Origin of the sequence: uncultured Marivita sp., from assembly GCF_947488135.1 — a bacterium.
Lineage (GTDB): Bacteria > Pseudomonadota > Alphaproteobacteria > Rhodobacterales > Rhodobacteraceae > Marivita.
This window is the reverse complement of sequence record NZ_CANKYW010000007.1, coordinates 187,403-208,633: the sequence shown is the minus strand read 5'-3', so window position 1 is coordinate 208,633 and position 21,231 is coordinate 187,403. Positions and strand designations below refer to the sequence as shown.

22 protein-coding genes are annotated in these 21,231 nt (G+C 61.7%); 13 read left to right on the top strand and 9 right to left on the bottom strand.

Annotated features, from left to right (window positions below):
- Window positions 1-70 precede the first annotated feature (70 nt).
- From Q1B16_RS18200 to Q1B16_RS18185, 4 genes are all read left to right on the top strand, one after another.
- Window positions 71-1,090: a sugar ABC transporter substrate-binding protein gene (locus Q1B16_RS18200; protein ID WP_299792236.1), complete on the top strand. Its 1,020-nt coding sequence runs from the start codon at window positions 71-73 to the stop codon at window positions 1,088-1,090.
- A gap of 94 nt (window positions 1,091-1,184) precedes the next feature.
- Window positions 1,185-2,246, top strand: a complete 1,062-nt coding sequence (locus Q1B16_RS18195) for an ABC transporter permease (RefSeq protein ID WP_299792232.1) — start codon at window positions 1,185-1,187, stop codon at window positions 2,244-2,246.
- Complete coding sequence (locus Q1B16_RS18190; RefSeq protein ID WP_299792229.1) at window positions 2,246-3,013, top strand: ATP-binding cassette domain-containing protein; 768 nt, start codon at window positions 2,246-2,248, stop codon at window positions 3,011-3,013. The genes Q1B16_RS18195 and Q1B16_RS18190 overlap by 1 nt, the downstream gene beginning before the upstream one ends.
- A 184-nt stretch (window positions 3,014-3,197) precedes the next feature.
- Window positions 3,198-4,127 carry a mechanosensitive ion channel family protein gene (locus Q1B16_RS18185; protein WP_299792225.1) on the top strand — a complete coding sequence of 310 codons (930 nt, stop codon included), beginning with the start codon at window positions 3,198-3,200 and terminating at the stop codon, window positions 4,125-4,127.
- 12 nt (window positions 4,128-4,139) lie between these two features.
- Here the strand turns inward: Q1B16_RS18185 and Q1B16_RS18180 are convergent, their stop codons facing one another.
- From Q1B16_RS18180 to Q1B16_RS18145, 8 genes are all read right to left on the bottom strand, one after another.
- The gene (locus Q1B16_RS18180; protein ID WP_299792222.1) at window positions 4,140-4,553 is read right to left on the bottom strand and encodes a universal stress protein; all 414 of its coding nucleotides are present in this window, start codon (window positions 4,551-4,553) and stop codon (window positions 4,140-4,142) included.
- 24 nt (window positions 4,554-4,577) lie between these two features.
- Window positions 4,578-5,558 (bottom strand): alcohol dehydrogenase catalytic domain-containing protein, encoded by a 981-nt coding sequence (locus Q1B16_RS18175; RefSeq protein ID WP_299792219.1) that lies wholly within the window; start codon window positions 5,556-5,558, stop codon window positions 4,578-4,580.
- Window positions 5,555-6,316 carry an SDR family oxidoreductase gene (locus Q1B16_RS18170; protein WP_299792217.1) on the bottom strand — a complete coding sequence of 254 codons (762 nt, stop codon included), beginning with the start codon at window positions 6,314-6,316 and terminating at the stop codon, window positions 5,555-5,557. The genes Q1B16_RS18175 and Q1B16_RS18170 overlap by 4 nt, the downstream gene beginning before the upstream one ends.
- Complete coding sequence (gene hisD, locus Q1B16_RS18165) at window positions 6,309-7,616, bottom strand: histidinol dehydrogenase (protein WP_299792214.1); 1,308 nt, start codon at window positions 7,614-7,616, stop codon at window positions 6,309-6,311. The genes Q1B16_RS18170 and hisD overlap by 8 nt, the downstream gene beginning before the upstream one ends.
- A 12-nt stretch (window positions 7,617-7,628) precedes the next feature.
- Window positions 7,629-8,954: a TRAP transporter large permease gene (locus Q1B16_RS18160; RefSeq protein ID WP_299792212.1), complete on the bottom strand. Its 1,326-nt coding sequence runs from the start codon at window positions 8,952-8,954 to the stop codon at window positions 7,629-7,631.
- Window positions 8,955-8,968: 14 nt separating this feature from the next.
- The gene (locus tag Q1B16_RS18155) at window positions 8,969-9,481 is read right to left on the bottom strand and encodes a TRAP transporter small permease (RefSeq protein WP_299792209.1); all 513 of its coding nucleotides are present in this window, start codon (window positions 9,479-9,481) and stop codon (window positions 8,969-8,971) included.
- Window positions 9,482-9,592: 111 nt separating this feature from the next.
- Window positions 9,593-10,750, bottom strand: a complete 1,158-nt coding sequence (locus Q1B16_RS18150; protein WP_299792206.1) for a TRAP transporter substrate-binding protein — start codon at window positions 10,748-10,750, stop codon at window positions 9,593-9,595.
- A 21-nt stretch (window positions 10,751-10,771) separates the two neighbouring features.
- The gene (locus Q1B16_RS18145) at window positions 10,772-10,957 is read right to left on the bottom strand and encodes a hypothetical protein (RefSeq protein WP_299792203.1); all 186 of its coding nucleotides are present in this window, start codon (window positions 10,955-10,957) and stop codon (window positions 10,772-10,774) included.
- A gap of 144 nt (window positions 10,958-11,101) precedes the next feature.
- Between Q1B16_RS18145 and Q1B16_RS18140 the strand changes: the two genes are divergently transcribed.
- A complete protein-coding gene (locus Q1B16_RS18140) occupies window positions 11,102-12,130 on the top strand; it encodes a LacI family DNA-binding transcriptional regulator (RefSeq protein ID WP_299792200.1) in 1,029 nt (342 codons plus the stop codon).
- Here the strand turns inward: Q1B16_RS18140 and Q1B16_RS18135 are convergent.
- Window positions 12,127-12,888, bottom strand: coding sequence for a DeoR/GlpR family DNA-binding transcription regulator (locus tag Q1B16_RS18135; RefSeq protein ID WP_299792197.1), 762 nt, complete (start codon window positions 12,886-12,888; stop codon window positions 12,127-12,129). The two genes, Q1B16_RS18140 and Q1B16_RS18135, sit on opposite strands and share 4 nt — an antisense overlap.
- Window positions 12,889-13,128: 240 nt before the next feature.
- Here Q1B16_RS18135 and glpD point away from each other — a divergent pair, with 240 nt between their 5' ends.
- The 8 genes from glpD (at window position 13,129) to Q1B16_RS18095 (ending at window position 21,074) form a co-directional block, all read left to right on the top strand.
- Complete coding sequence (glpD, locus tag Q1B16_RS18130) at window positions 13,129-14,724, top strand: glycerol-3-phosphate dehydrogenase (RefSeq protein ID WP_299792194.1); 1,596 nt, start codon at window positions 13,129-13,131, stop codon at window positions 14,722-14,724.
- Between the two features lie 10 nt (window positions 14,725-14,734).
- Complete coding sequence (locus Q1B16_RS18125; protein ID WP_299792191.1) at window positions 14,735-15,823, top strand: ABC transporter ATP-binding protein; 1,089 nt, start codon at window positions 14,735-14,737, stop codon at window positions 15,821-15,823.
- 9 nt (window positions 15,824-15,832) lie between these two features.
- Complete coding sequence (locus tag Q1B16_RS18120) at window positions 15,833-16,930, top strand: ABC transporter ATP-binding protein (protein ID WP_299792188.1); 1,098 nt, start codon at window positions 15,833-15,835, stop codon at window positions 16,928-16,930.
- The gene (locus tag Q1B16_RS18115) at window positions 16,930-17,799 is read left to right on the top strand and encodes a sugar ABC transporter permease (RefSeq protein ID WP_299792184.1); all 870 of its coding nucleotides are present in this window, start codon (window positions 16,930-16,932) and stop codon (window positions 17,797-17,799) included. Before Q1B16_RS18120 ends, Q1B16_RS18115 begins: the two co-directional genes overlap by 1 nt.
- 3 nt (window positions 17,800-17,802) lie before the next feature.
- Window positions 17,803-18,675 (top strand): carbohydrate ABC transporter permease, encoded by an 873-nt coding sequence (locus tag Q1B16_RS18110; protein WP_299792182.1) that lies wholly within the window; start codon window positions 17,803-17,805, stop codon window positions 18,673-18,675.
- A 41-nt stretch (window positions 18,676-18,716) separates the two neighbouring features.
- On the top strand, window positions 18,717-19,001 hold the full coding sequence (locus Q1B16_RS18105) for a hypothetical protein (RefSeq protein WP_299792179.1): 285 nt from the start codon (window positions 18,717-18,719) through the stop codon (window positions 18,999-19,001).
- Between the two features lie 11 nt (window positions 19,002-19,012).
- A complete protein-coding gene (locus tag Q1B16_RS18100; RefSeq protein WP_299792176.1) occupies window positions 19,013-19,285 on the top strand; it encodes a DUF2160 domain-containing protein in 273 nt (90 codons plus the stop codon).
- A 76-nt stretch (window positions 19,286-19,361) separates the two neighbouring features.
- The gene (locus tag Q1B16_RS18095) at window positions 19,362-21,074 is read left to right on the top strand and encodes an ABC transporter substrate-binding protein (protein WP_299792173.1); all 1,713 of its coding nucleotides are present in this window, start codon (window positions 19,362-19,364) and stop codon (window positions 21,072-21,074) included.
- Window positions 21,075-21,231 lie beyond the last annotated feature (157 nt).

The window sequence follows — 21,231 nt, the reverse complement described above, 5'->3', positions numbered from 1 at the left end:
ACGCAGGCAGGGGGGAGCGGATCGACTTTGGTCCGAAAGATTGCAAATCAAGGATTTCTGGGAGGAAACCATGAAGAAACTACTGTTGAGCTCGGCCATCGCATTGGCCTCCATGTCCGGTGCCGCCTTTGCCGAATCCCACGGCGTCAGCGCGTGCCTGATCACCAAGACCGACACCAACCCGTTCTTCGTGAAGATGCGTGAAGGTGCGGCTGCAAAGGCAGAAGAACTTGGCATCACGCTGAACAGCTACGCCGGCAAGATCGACGGCGACCACGAAGCCCAGGTCGCAGCAATCGAAACCTGCATCGCCAGCGGTGCCAAGGGCATCCTGCTCACGCCATCCGACACATCTTCCATCGTGCCGGTCGTCCAGCAGGCGCGTGATGCGGGCATTCTCGTGATCGCGCTCGACACGCCGCTCGATCCGATCGATGCCGCCGACATGACCTTCGCCACCGACAACTTCCGTGCCGGTGAGCTGATTGGCCAATGGGCCGCCGCCGCACTGGGTGACGAGGCAGAGAACGCCCGCATCGCCACGCTCGACCTGAATGTCAGCCAGCCGACCGTGGACGTGCTGCGCAACCAGGGCTTCCTTCAGGGCTTCGGCATCGATCTCAACGATCCGAACGTGATCGGGGACGAAAGCGATCCGCGCATCGTCGGCTCTGACGTGACCGACGGCAACGAAGAGGGCGGACGCCGCGCGATGGAGAACCTGCTCGCGAAAGACCCGACCATCAATGTCGTGCACACGATCAACGAACCGGCGGCGGCGGGGGCCTACGAGGCGCTCAAGTCCATCGGTCGTGAAAACGACGTGTTGATCGTGTCGGTCGATGGCGGCTGCCCCGGCGTGCAGAACGTCAAGGACGGCGTGATCGGCGCCACCTCGCAGCAATACCCGCTGCTGATGGCATCGCTCGGCATCGAGGCGATCGCGAAATGGGCCGAAGACGGCACCAAGCCATCCGCGACCGAGGGCAAGGATTTCTTCGACACCGGTGTCGCCCTTGTGACCGATCAGCCGGTCGACGGGGTCGAGTCCATCGACACCGACGAAGGCATGGAGCTCTGCTGGGGTTGAACCGACTCGCCCGAGACGGAACAGTCGTGGAGAGGGCGGGGTCGACCCGCCCTTTTCACAAGAACGGCCAGCTTCTTCGTGAGGGAGGGTTCTCATGCCACCATCGGACAATTACGAAACGGTCGTCGGCAAGGCGAATGCGGACATCGCATCCTTTGCCGGGCGCAACAAAGGCCTGATCGACCGGTTTCACCACGCCTTGCACACCACACCCGCGCTGGTGCCGCTGATCGTCCTGCTCAGCGCGATCATCATCTTCGGCCTTGCGCTGGGATCGCGGTTCTTTTCGCCCTTCGCGCTGACGCTGATCCTGCAACAGGTGCAGATCGTCGGCATCGTCGCCGCCGCGCAATCGCTGGTCATTCTGACCGCGGGCATCGACCTCAGCGTCGGGGCCATCGCGGTGATATCGTCGGTGGTGATGGGGCAATTCACCTTCCGCTACGGTCTGCCGCCCAGCATCGCCGTGGCCTGCGGACTGGCCTTCGGCACCGCCATCGGCGCGCTGAACGGCTGGCTGGTTGCGCGGATGAAACTGCCGCCGTTCATCGTGACACTTGGCATGTGGCAGATCGTGCTGGCGGCGAATTTCCTCTATTCGCAGAACGAAACCATCCGGTCGCAGGAGATCGCGGAGCAGGCGCCGCTGCTGCAACTCATGGGCAACAAGTTTAATATCGGCGGGGCCGTGTTCACCATAGGTGTCGTCTTCATGGTGGTTCTGGTGCTGGTCCTGGCTTACGTGCTCAAACACACGGCCTGGGGACGGCATGTCTACGCCGTGGGCGATGACCCCGAGGCGGCAGAGCTGTCGGGCGTCGACGTCAAACGCACGCTGATTTCGGTCTACGCGCTGGCCGGTCTGATTTGCGCCTTCGCCGGTTGGGCCCTGATCGGACGGATCGGGTCGGTGTCGCCGACCTCGGGACAATTGCTCAATATCGAAAGCATCACTGCGGTGGTGATCGGGGGTATTTCGCTCTTTGGCGGCCGGGGGTCGATCCTCGGGACGTTCTTCGGGGCGCTGATCGTCGGCGTCTTCACCCTCGGCCTGCGCCTGGCCGGAGCGGATGCGCAATGGACCTACCTGCTCATCGGCGTGCTCATCATCGCCGCCGTGGCCGTGGACCAATGGATCAGAAAGGTGGCAGCCTGATGGAACCGATTTTGACAGGACGCGGACTGGTCAAGCGCTACGGTCGCGTGACCGCGTTGGACCAGTGCGACTTCGATCTCATGCCAGGGGAAATCCTGGCGGTGATCGGCGACAACGGGGCGGGCAAAAGCTCTTTGATCAAGGCGATCTCGGGTGCGGTCATCCCGGACGAGGGCACCGTGACGCTGGAAGGCAAAGAGGTGCGCTTCACCTCGCCAATCGAGGCACGGGAGGCGGGTATCGAAACCGTCTACCAGACGCTCGCCATGTCGCCGGCGCTGTCCATCGCGGACAACATGTTCATGGGCCGCGAGATCCGCAAACCCGGCTGGCGTGGCAAGTGGCTGCGGCAACTGGATCGTCAGGCGATGGAGCGGATGGCCCGCGACAAGCTGTCGGACCTTGGGTTGATGACGATCCAGAACATCAATCAGGCGGTCGAGACCCTTTCGGGGGGGCAACGTCAGGGGGTCGCCGTGGCCCGCGCGGCAGCGTTCGGGTCTAAAGTCATCATCCTCGATGAGCCGACCGCCGCCCTGGGTGTGAAGGAAAGCCGCAAGGTTCTGGAGTTGATCCAGGACGTCAAATCGCGCGGCATCCCGATCATCCTGATCAGTCACAACATGCCTCACGTGTTCGAGGTGGCGGACCGCATTCATGTCCACCGTCTGGGCAAGCGGCTCTGCGTGATCGACCCCAAGGACTACACCATGTCCGACGCCGTGGCCTTCATGACCGGCGCAAAAGAGGCGCCCGAAGCGGCGTAGCGACGAAATAATTGCACAAGTCATACAGCCCGGCCCCTGCGCCGGGCTGTGTTGCGCAAATGAGCTTTGCATCGCAAAACCCGAATTTTTATAGAAAATATGGAACTTTTTTTTAACTTGCGTGTTGCGCCGGTGTTATCGCGGTGTCAGCCGCGCAAAAGTCGTGAATATGGGGCAGGATAGCATGGAAGAAGTCGAAACCGTTGCAAACACCGTTTGGGACCAGATCACCGGGGTTCTGACGATGGAAATCTACAACGGCAAATCGCTGGCCGATCTGCTGACGCTCGAGGCGCTTCTGTCGCTGCTAGGGAGCGCCGTCGGGGCCGCGCTGATCCTAATCCTTGGCTTCATCATCTCCGGGGTGGTCAGCCGTCGAATCTCCAAAATCGGCTCCATGCATGCAAGCCTTGACGACACGTTGTTCGTGTTCTTCGGCAATATCGCCCGCTATATCATCCTCGGCTTTACCGCGCTTTTCGTCCTCAACACGTTCGGGGTGCAAACCACCTCGATCGTCGCGGTCATCGGTGCGGCCGGTCTGGCGATCGGTCTGGCGCTGCAAGGCACGTTGTCCAACGTCGCGGCGGGGGTCATGTTGATTCTGTTCCGGCCGCTCAAGAACGGGGATTTCGTTCAGGTGAATGACGTGGTCGGGACCGTGAAAGAGATCACGCTTAATTATACCGAAATCGCCGATCTTGGGAACGTGAAGGTCGTGGTGCCGAATTCCGAAGTCTGGGGCAATACGATCAAGAACTATTCCGGCTACAAGACCCGCCGCGCCGAGTGGGAGTTCGGGGTTGGATACGGCGCCAACCTTGCGCAGGCCGAGCAGGTGATCCGCGACACGATCATGTCGGACCCCCGGTCGCATTCCGAGCCGGAGCCGTTCATCCAGGTCAACAACCTCAACGCCAGCAGCGTGGATTTCCTCGTTCGGGTGTGGTGCGCGTCGAGCGACTATTTCCAGTATCAGGCGGATATGAAGCGCAAGGTCAAGGAAGCGCTGGATGCGGCCGGTGTCGATATCCCGTTCCCCACACGCACGGTTTTTGTGCAGGGCGAAGGCGGCGATGGCGACGCCGACAGCGCCACCTTGGCGGCACAGTAACCTCTAAGGGGTTCAATCCTGCTCGCGGAACACGTGGACCGCGCAGTTGGCGTGGCGCACGACCCGCGCGGCAGTCGAGCCGAGGAAGAAATCCTTGAGCCCCGGCTTGTGTGATCCGATCACGATGCAATCGACACCGTGCTGTGCGGCATAATCGATGATCGTGCGTGCGGAATGTCCTTTGACCAAGGCTGGCGTGATGCCGTCGATCCCGGCCAGCTTTTCCTGCATCCGCGCGCGGGCGCTGTCGTACCCGGCCTTCACGACCTCTTCGTCCAGATAGGCGCTGACCGCGCCTTGCGGGGCCTCGTAGACATGCAGCGCGATGATCTCGCCTTTGGTCCCGCGCAACACTCGAGCGATCTCGAGCGTCTGCGGTGAAATGCCGTGATCCAGGGCCATGGGGACGAGGATTTTCTTGTACATGGAAGCTCTCCAATCGGGGATGTGTCAGGCCCAGGGGTCGAGGACGATTTTAGGTGTGGCGACAGCGCCTTGGCGCAGCGCGCGGAACGCATCGGCGCCGTCTGACAGCGGCCGGGTCTGGAACCAGTCCAGCGGTCCAAGCCGTCCGTCGAAGATCGCCGCCGCGGTGTCACGGAAATCCTGCGCGGTGTAGGTGTAGGTGCCGATGAATGTGATCTCTTGCAACGTCATGCGGCGCACGTCGAGACCACCGGTATCCTCACCCAGACCCACATGCGCGATCACCCCGCCGGGTGCAGCATGGGCCGAGGCCGTGGCGCGGGTGGCGGCGTAGCCCACCGCGTCGATGATGACGGGGAAAGCGCCCTCGGCCTCGGCACTGGCGGTCTCTCCGCAGGTGTCGGTCAGGTAGGCGCGGCGGGTCGGGTTCGGCTCCACCATCGTCACGCTCTCGACGCCCATCGCCTTGAGCGCAAGGGATGCCGCCAGCCCGATCGCGCCGCCACCCAGCACCAGCGCGCTGCGCTCCATCGACGGGTGCAACGCCTCAAGCGCCAGCCGCGCGGCGTGCCAGCTGACCGCCAGCGGTTCGGCCAGCGACGCTTTGTCGAGCGGTACGTGATCCGGTACTTCCACGAGGTTCGACGCAGGCATGGAGACGTATTGCGCAAACGCGCCCGGTCGCGGCTCCATCGAGATGATCTGTCGGGTCGGGCACAGGTTTTCCCGACCGCTGGTGCAGGCTGGGCAGGTGCCGCAGGTGACAAGCGGGTTCACCGTCACGCGGGTGCCATCCATCGGGCCGCCCTGAACCACGCCCGCCGCCTCGTGGCCAAGGATCAACGGGGCGGGGCGGCGGGTGTCGTGGCCAAGATAGGCGTGCATGTCGGACCCGCAGATCCCCACCGCCTCGATGCGGATCAGGTGTTCGCCGTCGCGCGCGGTGATGTCGGGCACGTCGCGGTAGGTGAGCGTTTCGACGCCGTCATACACCAAGGCTTTCATTTCGCCGTATACCCCCCGTCGACCATCAGAACCTGCCCCGTCACATAGGCCGATGCGTCCGAACAGAGGAAAAGGATCGGCCCGTCGATATCCTCCATCCGACCGTTGCGCCCGATGCAGGTCTGCGCCGCATTGCGTGCCGCGCGGTCGAGGTCCGAGAACACGGCCTGCGTCAGTTCGGTCGGAAAGAAGCCCGGACCTATGGCATTGGCGGTGATGCCGTGGCGCGACCAAGCCTCGGCCATGGCGCGGGTCAGTTGCGCGATGCCGCCTTTCGTGGCGCCATAGGCGATGCCGCCCGGAAAGGCGCGGGTGGTCTGGAGCGAGGCGAAATTCACGATCCGGCCCCAGCCCGTGTCCTTCATCGCCGGAGCCAGCGCCTGCGTCAGGAAAAACGGTGCCGACAGGTTCAGCGCCAGCGTCGTGTCCCAGCCTTCGGGTGTGACATCATCCGCCGCTTCGCGCGTATTGATCCCGGCGGCATGGACCACGATATCCGGCGCGCCGAACGGGGTCGACACCGCGTCAACCAATGCGGGCAGGGTGGCGCGGTCGGTCACGTCTCCGACCACGTAGCTGGCGGCGGGTCCGATCTCGTCGCAGAGGCTGGCCAAGGCCTCTTCGCGCCGCGCGACGCCGATCACTTGCGCACCCGCTGCCGCAAGGGTCACAGCCGCGCGGCGTCCGAGCCCGGAACTGGCCCCGGTCACAAGCGCGACCCGGCCCGTCAGGTCGAACAGTCGGGAGGTGTTAGCCATCTGCGGTCAGGTCGAAATTCACGCCGGGGAAGTACTTGGCCAGACGCACATCCGCCGCACGCGCGTGGCCTTCCATGCCTTCGAGCCGCGAGATCCGGGCGGTTGCCTCGGCCACGGCTTTCGATCCCTCGCGGGTGGCGCGCTGCCAGGTGACGATCTTCATGTATTTGTGCACCGACAGCCCGCCGGTGTAGCTTGCGGCCCCCGAGGTCGGCAGAACGTGGTTCGTTCCGGTCGCCTTGTCGCCATAGGACACGGTGGTTTCCTCGCCCAGAAACAGCGACCCGTAGCAGGTCAGCCGGTCCAGCCACCAATCCAGATCCTCGGCCTGCACGGTGAGATGTTCGGGCGCGTATTCGTCGGAACAGGCGGCCATGTCCTCGCGGTCGGCACAGACGATCACCTCGGCATAGTCGCGCCACGCGGCTTCGGCGTTCTGGCGGTTCAGATCGGGCAGGTCGTCGATCAGGCCGGGGACAATGTCCATCACGGTGACGGCCAGATCCCGGTCATCCGTGACCAGCCAGACGGGCGAGTTGTAGCCGTGCTCTGCCTGGCTCACCAAATCAGTCGCCACGATATGCGGATCGGCAGTCTTGTCGGCAAGGATCAGGCTGTCGGTGGGGCCGGCAATCATGTCGATGCCGACACGTCCGAAGAGGATGCGCTTGGCCTCGGCCACGAACTGGTTGCCGGGGCCGACAAGGATGTTGGCCTTGGGCAGACCGAACAGACCAAAGGTCATCGCGGCCACGCCCTGCACGCCGCCCATCGCCATGATCTTGTCCGCGCCACAGATATGCGCGGCGTAGACGATGGCCGGGTTCACGCCGGTGTCGGGGCGGGGCGGAGAGCAGGCGGTGATGTGATGGCAGCCAGCCACCTTGGCGGTGGTCACGGTCATGATGGCCGAGGCGATGTGGCTGTAGCGCCCGCCGGGTACATAGCAGCCCGCCGCGTCCACCGGGATCGCCTTTTGACCGGCGATCATGCCGGGCACGATCTCGACCTCGACGTCGGACACCGTTGCCTTCTGTGCCTCGGCAAAGCGTCTGACGTTGTCATGGGCGAACTGGATGTCGCGCTTGAGCTTTTCCGGCACGAGCGCACAGGCCGCGTCGATATCCTCCTGTGTCAGCAGCACGTTGCCTTCATACTTGTCGAACTTCTTGGCGTAGTCCAGCGCCGTGGCGTCCCGGCCTTTCTCGATATCGGCAAGAATGGATTTCACGGTCTCATGCACTTCTGATGCGTCCGACTTGGCGGTCAGTGTGGCTTTCTTCAGGTACTCACGGGTCATGGTCAGGACATCCTACTTGTAGATATCGGGCAAGAGCGTGGTGGAGACTGCCGGCACATATGCGATCAGCAGAACCACGACGAACATGCCCAGAACGAACGGAACGGCGCGGGCGGCAATCTTGAGGATGGATTCCCCTGTGATGCCGGACACGACGAAAAGGTTAAGCCCCAAGGGAGGTGTGATGAAGCCGACACCCAGCGCGGTAATCATCATGATGCAGAACTGGATCTCGTTCATGCCGATATTGTCGGCGAGTGGCTTCAAAATGGGCGCAAGGATAACGATGTTGGGCGTCGTCTCCATCACGCAACCGGCGGCGATCAGGATGCCGATCATCAGCAGGATCAGCAACCACGGCTCGTCCGTCATGCCGGTCACGGCGGTGACAAAGCCCTGCGGCACGCCCATGATGGCCAGCGCTTCGGCAAGCGGGGCCGAGAAGGCGATGATGGGCAGGATCACCCCGTTCACCTTGGCCGAGCTGACGAGCATCGCCGGGAAGTCCGCGAAAGAGAGCGTGCGCAGGATGAAGCCCATGATGATGGTCACGACCACCGCCGTTGCGCCGGCCTCGGTCGGGGTCAGGCGGCCCGAGAAGATGCCGTAGAAGATGATCCCCGGAACGATGAAAGCGTACCAGCCGGATTTGAGCGCCTTGGCAAGATTTGCGAAATACTCGCCCATCGAAATGTTGCCGCCGCCTTCGTAGCCGTGGATGCGGTTGACGATGACGTTGGTGACGAGGATCGAGACCAGGATTGCAAGACCGGGGATCAGCGCGGCCAAGAACAGGGTCGAGGCCGAAATCCCGAGAACGAGACCGATGATGATATAGGCGATGGACGGGGGGATCAGGATGCCGGTACAGGCACCCGCCGCGACAAGTGCGCAGGCGTAGGGACGGGGATAGCCCGACTCCACCAGCCGCGAGATCGTCATCCGCCCCACCGCCGCAGCCCCCGCCGCGTCAGAGCCCGAGATGGCGGCGAACATGCCGCAGACCAACACGGTGGCCGATCCGAACCCGCCCTTGGCGAATTGCGTCAGCGCCTCGGCCACATCCAGGAATTTTCGGCTGAGACCGGTTCGAACCAACACGTCTCCGGTCAGAATGAACAGCGGAACCGCCGTCAGTGCGAAGGCGTCGATGCCGGTGAACAGGCTTTCGCCCACCGCACTCAAAGGCAGGTCGCCCGACATCACCAGCATTATGATCGCCGCCGCGCCGATGGCCGCCCAGACCGGAACCGCCAGCGCGATGAGCGACACGAAGAGGATCACCGGGACGTAGAAATCCCAACCAAGCTCGACCGTTTGATTGATTTGTTGCCACATGGGGTCAGGGTCCCTCAGTCAAACAGCTTGTCGCCCTCGTAGACGTCCGTGCCGTCCCGAAGCGCTTTGATGTCGCGATAGACCGATTGAAGAAGCCGCCAGATAATGAGCGTGAACCCGACCGGAACCGCCATCAGGAACCACGCCTGCGAAATCCGCAGCCCGGCCGTCACCGATCCGAAATTCAGCGACACATGCACCGTTTCGATCGACCAGTAGAGCGCCACGATGGCCACGAGGAACATGACGATGTCGCCGATGATGTAGAGCAGCGCCTTTGCGCGCGGACCGAGGTAGTGCATCAGCACGTCGATGCGGATATGGGCGCGTTCCTTGACCGCCGCCGCAGCCCCGATCCAGGCGAGGTAGATGAAGGAATAGCGGACGATCTCTTCGCCCCAGATCGACGAATAGGAAAAGATCTCGCGCCGCAGCACCTCGATTGCCATCGTGATGACGAGCATCACGTAGAAGACCAGAAGCAGCCATCTCTCGGCATCGCGGTCGATTTTTCGCAGAGTTTCCATGGGATCCTCAAGGCGTCACGGCAGCCGACACCCGGTCCGGCGGACCGGGCGCATGGCGTGCGTGGTGAAAAGGGGGGCGGGCACCGGAAAGCGGCGCCCGCAGACAGGCGATCAGGCGTCGTGGACGTAGTACCGACCTTGGGTGCCCGCGGCCTCGACAAGCTTGTCGAAGGTCTCCATCGAGCCGGCCAGTTCGGTCTTGAAGTTGTCCCATTCCGAGCGCTGATACCCGACGGTGTCCTGCCATTCGGCAAGCTGATCCTCGGTCAGCGAATGGAACTCCACACCGGCCTTGCGCATCTCGGCCATTGCGTAGGTGCGCGCCGACGGCACTTTGGCGAGGTTCTGATGGAAGCTCATCTCGGACGCCCACTCGATCGCCTCCTGCACGTCCGCTGGCAGGGTGTTGTACCATTCGAGGTTGCAGGCGTAGCACTGGCTGTCAGGCACGGCCTGCGTGAAGGTGACGTGGCTCAGGATGTCCTTGAAGCCGAAAGCATATAGCGCGCCAACGGCCGGATCGAGCGCATCTGCCACGCCCTGCTTGATCGCCGAAGGGGTTTCGCCCCAGGCCACCGGCGTCGGATTCGCGCCGCCCATGCGGTAGAACTGTTGCAGCATCTGCGATCCGGGCACGCGGAACTTGACGCCTTGCAGGTCGGCGGGGGTGATGATCGCGTTGCCGCCCTGTCGCACCGCCATGACGCGCGGGTCGATGCAGAAATAGAACATCGGCTTGAAGCCACGGTCCTCGACCAGCGCGTTGACCTCGGTCTTCCAGATGTCCGAGGTGACAAGGTTCACGAAACGCTGATTGGCGCCGCAGAAATAGGGCATGTTGATCAGATCGACCGCCGGGGCGAAGGGGGCGAAGTTCGACAGCGAGAACTGACCGGCATTCACCGTGCCGCCCTGTACCTTCTGCGCCAGGGCCGATCCGGTGCCCAGCTGGCCGCCCGGCGCGAGCTTGACATAGATCTTGCCGTTCGAGGCGTTCTGGAGGTTTTCCTTCACGTCGAGCTGCATCATCGGATAGCTGCGCGTCGTGCCGATCACGTATTCGGTGGCGAGCGTCATCACGTGGTCTGCGGCCGCTTCGCGCTCGCGTTCCTCGTTGGCGGTCTGGGCTGCGGCCTCGGAGGACCAGAGCGCGCCGGTCGCCCCGGCGACGATGGCCGCGGTGACGCTGCCGGTGCTCATGAGTTTCAGGAAATTGCGGCGCTCTTCCGAGGCAAGCTCGTTTTGCGCGTCTTTGTAATGATCAATCATCTGGTCTCCTCCCAATTGACCCTAGCTGCCGTTTTTGTTCTTTCGGTCAGCCTCTTTCTTTAGAATTGCCACGACGAACAAGATCGACGCGGCAAACAGAACCAACATCTCCCCGATGTCCGACAGGAACGCGGCGCCTGCGAATGCACCCAGCGCAACGTTGGCGAAAAACACCACGAAAACGATGGCGGATGCTGCAAGAAACATGGCGAACCCCAATATGCGGCTTGATTCTACGTTTAGTGTAAGCGCTTACATTCAATCCGTGCAAGCGCTTACATTTTGCAGCGAGCTGATTTAAACTCGTGCAACCAAGCGCTGAAGCACAGAAGAGACCGCGAGAGGATCGAGATGAACAACCAGCCTTCCGTGCCGACACTCGACGATGTCGCCCGCTCGGCGGGCGTGTCGACGGCGACGGTGTCGCGCTGTCTCAACTCGCCGGAACGGGTGGTCGAAAAGACCCGCAAACGCGTGATGAGAGCGGTGGAAGAGCTTGGCTACACACCGAATTTCGGCGCGCGGGTGATGGCAGCCAAGCGCACCTTCACCATCGGTGCGATCATCCCGACGATGGAAAACGCCATCTTCGCGCGCGGGCTGCAAGCCTTTCAGGAAGCGTTGCACGCGCGGGGCTATACATTGCTTGTCGCCAGTTCTGCCTACCAGCCGAAGATCGAGGAAGAGCAGATCAAGGCTCTGGTGGCGCGTGGTGCGGATGGGTTGTTGCTGATCGGTCAGGACCGCGATCCGGCGGTGTACGACTACCTCCGCGCGCGCTCTGTTCCGGTTCTGTCGGCCTGGGTCTACATGGCGGGTGGCGATCAACCGACCGTTGGCTTCGACAATCGACGCTCCATGCGGGCGTTGGCGCAGCAGGTGATCGACTTCGGGCATCGCCGGATCGGCATGATCTCGGGCATCACCCAGGGCAATGACCGTGCGGCCGAGAGGGTCGCCGGCTTGCGCGATGCGATGCACGACAATGGGTTGGATGCGGATCAGGTGCCGATCATCGAAACGCCCTACGAGATCGAGAACGGTGCGGTTGCGTTCCAGTCGCTGATGGACGCGCCCAGTCCGCCCAGCGTCGTGATGTGCGGCAACGACGTGCTTGCGGTCGGCGCGTTGCGCGGTGCGCGCGAGATGGGGCTGAGCGTGCCGGAGGACGTGTCGATCACCGGGTTCGACGATATCGAACTGGCACGCATCGTGACGCCGCAGATCACCACGGTCCACGTCCCGCATCGCGAAATGGGGCGCAAAGCCGCCGAGGCCCTGATCGACATGGTGGAAAAACGCAGCGCGGGCGCGTCGGTTGAGTTAACGGCAAGCCTGCAAATCAGGGACTCGCTGAAGGATCTTCGGGCAAAGCCCTAAGAGGCGATCACGACCTCGGTCTCCCACTCCGCGCATTTCTGCGGCAGGTCGGCGGGCAGGGGGGCGTCGGTGAACAGCGTGTCGATCGCGGCGAGAGAGGCGATGCGCGCCGGGGCGTTGCGTTTGAGCTTGGACGCATCGGCAACAAGGTAGGTCTTGCGTGATTGTTGCAGGATCGCCTGGCTGACGCCCACTTCCTGAATGTCGAAGTCGAGCAGGTCTCCGTCGCGGTCCAACGCGGAGCAGCCGATGATGGCGAGATCGAATTTGAATTGCAGGATCGTTTCCGTCGCCAGCTTGCCCACCAAACCGCCATCCGCGCGGCGCAGGTTGCCGCCTGTGACCACGACCTCGCATTCCTGCGTCTCGGCAAGGATGTTGGCAACGTTCATATTGTTCGTCACCACGAGCATGTTCTTGTGATTGCGCAGCTCTTTCGCGACAGCCTCCGTGCTGGTTCCGATATTGAGAAACAGCGAGATATTGTTGGGAATGCGCGCGGCACAGGCCTTTGCCATCGCGGCCTTGCTCTTGGCGTTCAGGGTCTGACGCTGTTCGTATCCGATATTGATCGTGCTCGACGGCAGCATAGCCCCGCCATGAACCCGCTCGAGTCGGCCATCATCGGCGAGGTCCGACAGATCGCGCCGGATCGTCTGAAGCGTGACGCCAAAATGCTGGGCGAGCCCTTCGACCGTCACCTTGCCGTCCCTCCGCGCGATTTCCAGAATGTCCCTGTGGCGAAAGGCGTGTGACATGGGCGGTCTCGGTCTGTGTTCGTTCAGGATCGTGTGACGGCGATTCCGCTACGTCACCCCGGATTTGGACCCGGTTCGGGCATGATAGCGGGCTTGGCGCCCGGAATCCTACTGCCAAATTTCGTTTCTTTTCAGAGGGATGCGAAAAAACGAACATAAACGAAAAAATTCGCCTTGCGTGGTGGCCCTCTGATCCGCATACATTTCGAGTGAATTCGTGGCATGGGGAGGTGGCACGCGGTGATCGACCAGACTGTCGAACCTACAGATCTTTTCATCATCGGTGGCGGTATCAACGGGTGTGGTATCGCGCGTGATGCGGCGGGCCGTGGCCTGTCCGTGACACTGGCCGAGATGAACGATCTGGCCTCCGCGACCTCTTCGGCCTCGACCAAGCTGTTTCACGGCGGATTGCGGTACCTCGAATACTTCGAGTTTCGGCTTGTGCGCGAGGCGCTGGTCGAACGCGAGGTGCTTTTGAAGGCGATGCCGCATATCAGTTGGCCGATGCGGTTTGTCCTGCCTTATCATGAGGATATGCGGTTCGAATCCGACACACCGACATCCCGGTTGCTTAGCTTTGTCATGCCTTGGATGAAGGGGCGGCGTCCGGCGTGGCTGATCCGGTTGGGGCTTTTCATGTACGACCATCTGGGCGGTCGCAAAATCCTGCCCGGCACCTCGACCCTGAACCTGAAAGACGCGCCCGAAGGCGCGCCTTTGGACGACCGTTTCGTCAAGGCCTACGAGTATTCGGATTGCTGGATCGAGGACTCGCGGCTGGTCGTTCTGAACGCCCGCGATGCCGAGGCGCGCGGGGCGACGATCCTGCCGCGCACCAAGGTGTTGTCCGCCGCGCGCGAAGGCGATCTGTGGCGCGTGGAAACGCAAAATTCCGAAAGTGGTGAAACCGTCACGTATTACGCGAAAATGCTGGTGAATGCCGGTGGTCCGTGGGTCGGCGACATCATCCAGACGAAGGTGCGGCTGAATTCGAAAGAGGGCGTGCGCCTTGTCCGTGGGTCTCACATCGTCACGCGCAAGCTCTATGATCATGATAAGTGCTACTTCTTCCAGGGCACCGACGGGCGGATCATTTTCGCCATTCCCTATGAGACCGATTTCACCCTGATCGGCACCACCGATGCAGAGCATGACGATCCGTCGAACACGCCCGTCTGCACGCCGAAGGAACAATCCTACCTGCTCAATTTCGCGAACCAGTATTTCAAGCAGGACTTGAGCGACGACGACGTGGTCTGGACCTATTCGGGTGTCCGACCGCTCTACGATGACGGGGCAAGCAGCGCCACGGCGGCGACGCGGGATTACACGCTCAAGGTCGATGCCAATGGCGGCGCGCCGGTGCTGAATATCTTTGGCGGCAAGATCACGACCTATCGTCGCCTTGCCGAAAGCGCGCTGGAGAAGATCGCGGAGCAGTTGCCGAACGTCAAAAGCCCGTGGACGGCTGGCGTAACATTGCCCGGCGGCGATTTCGCGGTGGACGGATTCGACGCGCTGGTGGCTGATGTGCAGAAGCGCTTTCCGTTTCTTGACGCGTTCTGGGCGCGGCGGCTGGTGCGCGCCTACGGGACCGAAGCGCCGATGATCCTTGGCACCGCGCTAGAGGCCAAGGACTTGGGCAAAGATTTCGGCGCGACGCTGACCGAGGCCGAGGTGATCTGGCTGATCGAAAAGGAATACGCGCGGACGGCTGAAGATGTCGTCTGGCGGCGCAACAAGCTGGGCCTGCGACTGAGCGCCGAGCAGATCAAGACGCTGGACAGCTGGATGGCGGATTACCGTCAGTCCCTGTCCAAAGCGGCAGAATAGGGGGCGCGGCATGACACTCGAACTCAAAGGCGTGTCCAAGGTGGTGGAGGGGCAGACCCATATTTACCCGACGGACCTGACACTTGAGAAAGGCACGATGAACGTGCTTCTGGGGCCGACCCTGTCGGGCAAGACGTCGCTGATGCGGCTGATGGCAGGTCTCGATGTGCCCGCGACCGGCCGGATCATCTGGCAGGGCCAGGACGTGACCGGGATGCGGGTGCAGGATCGTAAGGTGGCGATGGTCTACCAGCAATTCATCAATTACCCGTCCATGACCGTCTACGACAACATTGCCTCTCCGATGAAGCTGATGGGCGTGGACCGCGCCGAGATCGACCGCCGCGTTCGCGAATCCGCCGAGTTGATGAAGCTGACCCCGATGCTGAACCGCAAGCCGCTGGAATTGTCCGGCGGGCAGCAGCAACGCTGCGCGCTCGCGCGGGCCTTGGTGAAGAACGCGGGGTTGGTGTTGCTGGACGAGCCGCTGGCGAACCTTGACTACAAGCTGCGTGAAGAGTTGCGGATCGAGATCCCGAAGATTTTCGAAGCGTCCGGGTCGATCTTCGTCTACGCGACCACCGAACCCGAAGAGGCGCTGCTTCTGGGCGGCAATACGGCCACGCTTTGGGAAGGCCGCGTGACGCAATTCGGTCCCACGCCCGAGGTCTATCGACAGCCCGTGGATGCGACCACGGCGCGGGTGTTCAGCGATCCGCCGATGAATTTCTTGGACCTGACCAAGTCGGGCAATCAACTGACCTTCGGCAACAACCAATCGACACAGGCAAAAGGACGCCTGGCCGAACTGCCCGACGGCAAATACACAGCCGGGTTCCGCCCGAACCACCTCGAGATCGGGCAACACGCGGCGGACGCGATGTCCTTCACCACGCGGTTGACCGTCACCGAATTAACCGGATCGGAAACCTTCGTGCATCTCGACCACCACGGGGAACGCTGGGTCGGGCTGATCCACGGGGTGCACAACCTGGCATTGGGCGAGGATCTGACCGTGTGGCTAGACCCGCGGCATGTCTATGTCTTCGATGAACAGGGCAAGATGATTGCGCCCGCGTCCTACGCGCTGGCGGCTTGAGGAACGGACATGGCAAAGATCACACTTGATAACCTGGCACATTCCTACCTGCCCAACCCGACCTCTGAGGACGACTATGCGCTCAAGGAGTTGAACCACGATTGGGACGATGGCGCAGCCTATGCTCTTTTAGGGGCGTCTGGGTGCGGAAAATCCACACTTCTCAATATCATATCGGGCCTTCTTCATCCGTCGCAGGGCCGCATCCTCTTTGATGGGCAGGACGTGACCCACGCGCCCACCGCGGAACGCAACATCGCGCAGGTGTTCCAGTTTCCGGTCGTCTACGACACCATGACGGTGCAGGACAACCTGGCCTTCCCGCTGCGCAATCGCGGCCATGACGAGGCCTATGTCGCGGCGCGGGTGCAGGAGATCGGGCGCATGATCGGCATGGAGGACATGCTGAAGAAAAAGGCGCGGGGCCTGACGGCGGATGCCAAGCAGAAGATTTCGCTGGGGCGCGGGATGGTGCGCAAGGACGTGAATGCGCTCTTGTTCGATGAACCGCTGACGGTGATCGACCCGCATATGAAGTGGGAATTGCGCACGCAGCTCAAATCGCTGCACCACGAGTTCGGCCACACGATGATCTACGTCACCCACGACCAGACCGAGGCGCTGACCTTCGCCGACAAGGTTGTGGTCATGTATGACGGCCGCGTCGTGCAGATCGGCACGCCGGAGGAATTGTTTGAACGGCCCGAGCACACGTTTGTCGGATACTTTATCGGCTCGCCGGGCATGAACGTCCTGCCTGCGCAGGTCGAGGGCACGACCGCCAAAGTCGGTTCGCAGACCCTGCAACTGGCGGGCGGCTACAAACCGGTGAGCGGCAAGGTCGAGATTGGCGTGCGCCCGGAATTCGCGCGGCTGAGCCAGTCCGAAGGCCTGCCTGTCACGATCCGCCGGATCGAAGATGTCGGCCGACACAAGATCATCCGCGCCACGTTCGAGGGGCATGATATCAACATCATCGCCGGGGAGGACGATGCCGTCAGCGCCGACATGACCCGCGTCACCTTCGATCCGGCGCAGGTGAATGTCTATGTCGACGATTGGCGCGTCGCACCCGATCAACCGTTAAACGTGGGGGAGGCCGCCTGATGGAAAAGACAGTCAATCAAAAGGCCTGGTTCCTTGTCCTGCCGGTGCTGATCCTCGTGGCGTTCTCGGCGGTGATCCCGCTGATGACCGTTGTGAATTACTCGGTGCAGGACACGTTCGGAAACAACCAGTTCTTCTGGGCGGGCCTTGAGTGGTTCGAGGAGATGTTGAACGACGACCGCATGTGGGGCGCGCTTGGGCGGCAGTTGATGTTCTCGGGCATCATCCTGCTGATCCAAATCCCGCTGGGCGTATTCGTGGCCCTCAACATGCCGAAAAAGGGCTTCTGGGCCAGCTTCTGCCTTGTCGTGATGTCCCTGCCGCTGCTCATTCCGTGGAACGTGGTCGGCACGATCTGGCAGATCTTCGGACGCGTCGATATCGGCCTTCTGGGGCACACGCTCGATGCGCTGGGGATCGACTACAACTACACCAACGATCCCTTCGCGGCGTGGGTCACGATCATCGTGATGGATGTCTGGCACTGGACCTCGCTGGTGGCGCTTTTGGCTTATGCCGGTCTGCAATCCATCCCGGACGCGTACTATCAGGCGGCCAAGATCGACCAGGCGTCACGCTGGAAAGTGTTCCGCTTCATCGAACTGCCCAAGATGATGGGCGTTCTGATGATCGCGATCCTGCTGCGCTTTATGGACAGTTTCATGATCTATACCGAGCCCTTCGTCGTCACCGGAGGTGGTCCCGGCAGCACCACGACGCTTCTGTCCATCGACCTTGTGAAGATGGCGCTGGGACAGTTTGACCTCGGACCGGCGGCGGCGTTCAGCCTGATGTATTTCCTCGTCATCCTGTTGATTTCGTGGGTGTTCTATACCGTGATGGTCAACCTCGATAAGCGGGAGGGCTGAGACATGACCGACGCAACCGCAGACACAAAGCGCATTCCCGGCGACCTGACCGCAGGCGGCACGAAGAAGCGCGTGAAGGTCAACGGGTCGGCCATCGTGATGGGGCTGTACCTCTTGTTCCTGATGCTGCCGATCTACTGGCTGCTGAACATGAGCCTGAAGACCAATACCGAGATCCTCAATTCCTTCACGCTGTGGCCGCGCGACCTGACGCTGGACAATTACCGGACGATCCTGACGGATCCGAGCTGGTATATGGGCTACGTGAACTCTTTGATCTATGTGGTTATGAACACGGTGATTTCGCTGGCCGTGGCCTTGCCCGCCGCCTATGCGTTCAGCCGCTATCACTTCATGGGCGACAAGCACCTGTTCTTCTGGTTGCTAACCAACCGCATGGCCCCGCCCGCCGTTTTCGCGCTGCCGTTCTTCCAGCTGTATTCCTCGGTCGGATTGTTCGACACCCATATCGCCGTTGCCTTGGCGCATTGTCTCTTCAACGTTCCGCTGGCGGTGTGGATTTTGGAAGGCTTCATGCGTGGCGTGCCGAAAGAGATCGACGAGACCGCCTATCTTGATGGCTACAGCTTCGGCCGCTTCTTCACGCGGATCTTCATGCCGCTGATCTCGAGCGGGATCGGTGTTGCGGCGTTCTTCTGCTTTATGTTCTCTTGGGTGGAGTTGCTGCTGTCGCGGACTTTGACCACAGTGGACGCGAAGCCCATCGCCGCAATCATGACCCGCACACAGGGTGCCTCGGGCATTGACTGGGGCGTGCTGGCCGCCGCCGGGGTGCTGACCATCGTGCCGGGCGCGCTCGTGATCTACTTCGTAAGGAACTACATTGCCAAGGGCTTTGCCTTGGGGAGGGTATGATGCGAACTTTTTTCAAGACTGTCACACTTCTGACCTGCCTTATGGCCGTCATCCCGGTGACCGTCGCGGCGCAGGCGGCGGAGCCATGGGAAGCGGCGTGTATCATGCGGCACCTTGACCCAAACGGTGATGGATTTTTATCCATCCGCACGGGCCCCGGTTCGCAATATCGCGAGGTCACACGCGTCCGAAACGGTGACTCGATGCCGATCGACACCCGCAAGTGCCAAGGGAAATGGTGCTTTGCCGAAAGCATTAGGAAGAACGGCCAACGCCTGAACCAAACCGGCTGGTTTCACACCGGCTGGTGCGAAATGATCCCGTGAGGAGTGAATAAATGGAATGGATGGCATGGACATGGCCCACCGCGATCTTCTTCATGGTGATCGCGAGCCTGCTGATCGTCTTTACGATCCTGGCCATAAAGTTCCCCGAGACGCCGCGCACCGGCATCTTGCGGATCGAAACGACGCGGGGTGATCGTTTGTTCATCACGCTTCTGGGCAGCGCATTCATCAACCTTGCCTGGCTTGGACTGGTCGGAGAAAACCAGCCCTGGGCCCTGGCGGTCTGCGCGCTCTACGCCGCGGCGGTGTTCCGCTGGGTGTAATCGATACCCCGGTGTTTTCCCGAATTCGGGGAAGCGCCCCTCTTAATCCAAGTTCTCAATAACCGGGAGGAACATAATGAACTTGAACCTTAAATCCTCAACCGCAGCGTTGCTGATCCTTGCGGGTCCAGCCTTCGCTGACATGGACGCGGCCCGCGCGTTCCTGGACGAAGAGATCGGAGACCTGTCGTCGCTCACGCGCGAAGAGCAGGAAGCCGAGATGCAGTTCTTCATTGACGCGGCGCAGCCGTTCCAGGGCATGGACATCAAGGTGGTCTCGGAAACGATCACCACGCATGAATACGAAAGCCAGGTGCTTGCCCCGGCCTTCACGGCCATCACCGGGATCAACGTCACACATGACCTGATCGGCGAAGGCGACGTTGTCGAAAAGCTGCAAACGCAGATGCAGTCGGGCGAGAACATCTACGACGCCTATATCAACGACTCCGATCTGATCGGCACCCACTGGCGTTATCAGCAGGTGCGCAACCTGACCGACTGGATGGCGGGCGAGGGCGCCGATGTGACCCTGCCAACGCTGGACCTCGACGATTTCATCGGTCTTAGCTTTACCACCGGTCCCGATGGCAAGGTCTACCAGCTGCCGACCCAGCAGTTCGCGAACCTCTACTGGTTCCGCTACGACTGGTTCAACGACGAAAAGAACAAGGCCGATTTCCAGGAACAGTTTGGTTACGAGCTGGGCGTTCCGGTGAATTGGTCCGCCTACGAGGACATCGCCGAGTTTTTCACCGGTCGTGACCTGAGCCATATGGGCGTCGAAGGCGAAGTCTTTGGCAACATGGACTACGGCAAGAAAGACCCGAGCCTTGGCTGGCGTTACACCGACGCGTGGATGTCGATGGCTGGCATGGGTGACGTGGGTGAACCCAACGGCCTCCCGGTCGACGAATGGGGCATCCGCGTGAACGAACAGTCCCAGCCGGTCGGGTCCTGTGTGGATCGTGGCGGTGCGACGAACTCGCCCGCAGCGGTCTACGCCGTGACCAAGGCGATCGAATGGCTTGAGAAGTACACGCCGCCCGCAGCGGCTGGCATGACCTTCTCCGAAGCGGGCCCGATCCCCGCGCAGGGCAACATCGCGCAGCAGATGTTCTGGTACACCGCCTTCACCGCGGACACCGTGAAGCCTGATCTGCCGGTGATGAACGAAGACGGCACGCCGAAGTGGCGCATGGCCCCCAGCCCGCATGGCGTTTACTGGAAAGAAGGCCAGAAGGTTGGCTACCAGGACGCAGGGTCGTGGACGCTCATGGAATCCACCCCGGTGGACCGTGCCAAGGCGGCCTGGCTCTATGCGCAGTTCGTGACCTCCAAGACCGTGGACGTGAAGAAGTCCCATGTGGGTCTGACCTTCATCCGCGAAAGCACCGTGCAGCATGACAGCTTCACAGAGCGTGCGGACAAGTTGGGTGGTTTGGTGGAATTCTACCGTTCCCCGGCCCGTGTCGCATGGTCTCCGACCGGTACCAACGTTCCGGATTACCCGAAGCTGGCACAGCTGTGGTGGCAGAACATCGGCGACGCAATGTCCGGTGCGAAAACCCCGCAGGAAGCGCTCGATGCACTGTGCGAAGACCAGGAACGCGTACTCGAACGTCTTGAGCGCGCAGGTGTCCAGGGCGATCTTGGCCCGGTTCTCAACGAAGAGCGGGATGCGCAGTACTGGTTCGACCAGCCGGGTGCGCCGTATCCCAAGCTGGAGAACGAGGACGAGGAACCGCAGACCGTCTCCTATGACGAGCTGATCCAGTCCTGGCAGTAAGCCTTTATACCACGTCGTCCTCGGGCTCGGCCCGAGGACCTCTGACCGTAGAGATCACCGGGGCGAGCCCGGTGATGACATGAGGATAGAGGGGCGCTCGTCGTCCTCGGGCTTGACCCGAGGACCTCTGAATGCAGGGATCATCGGCAAAGTCCCG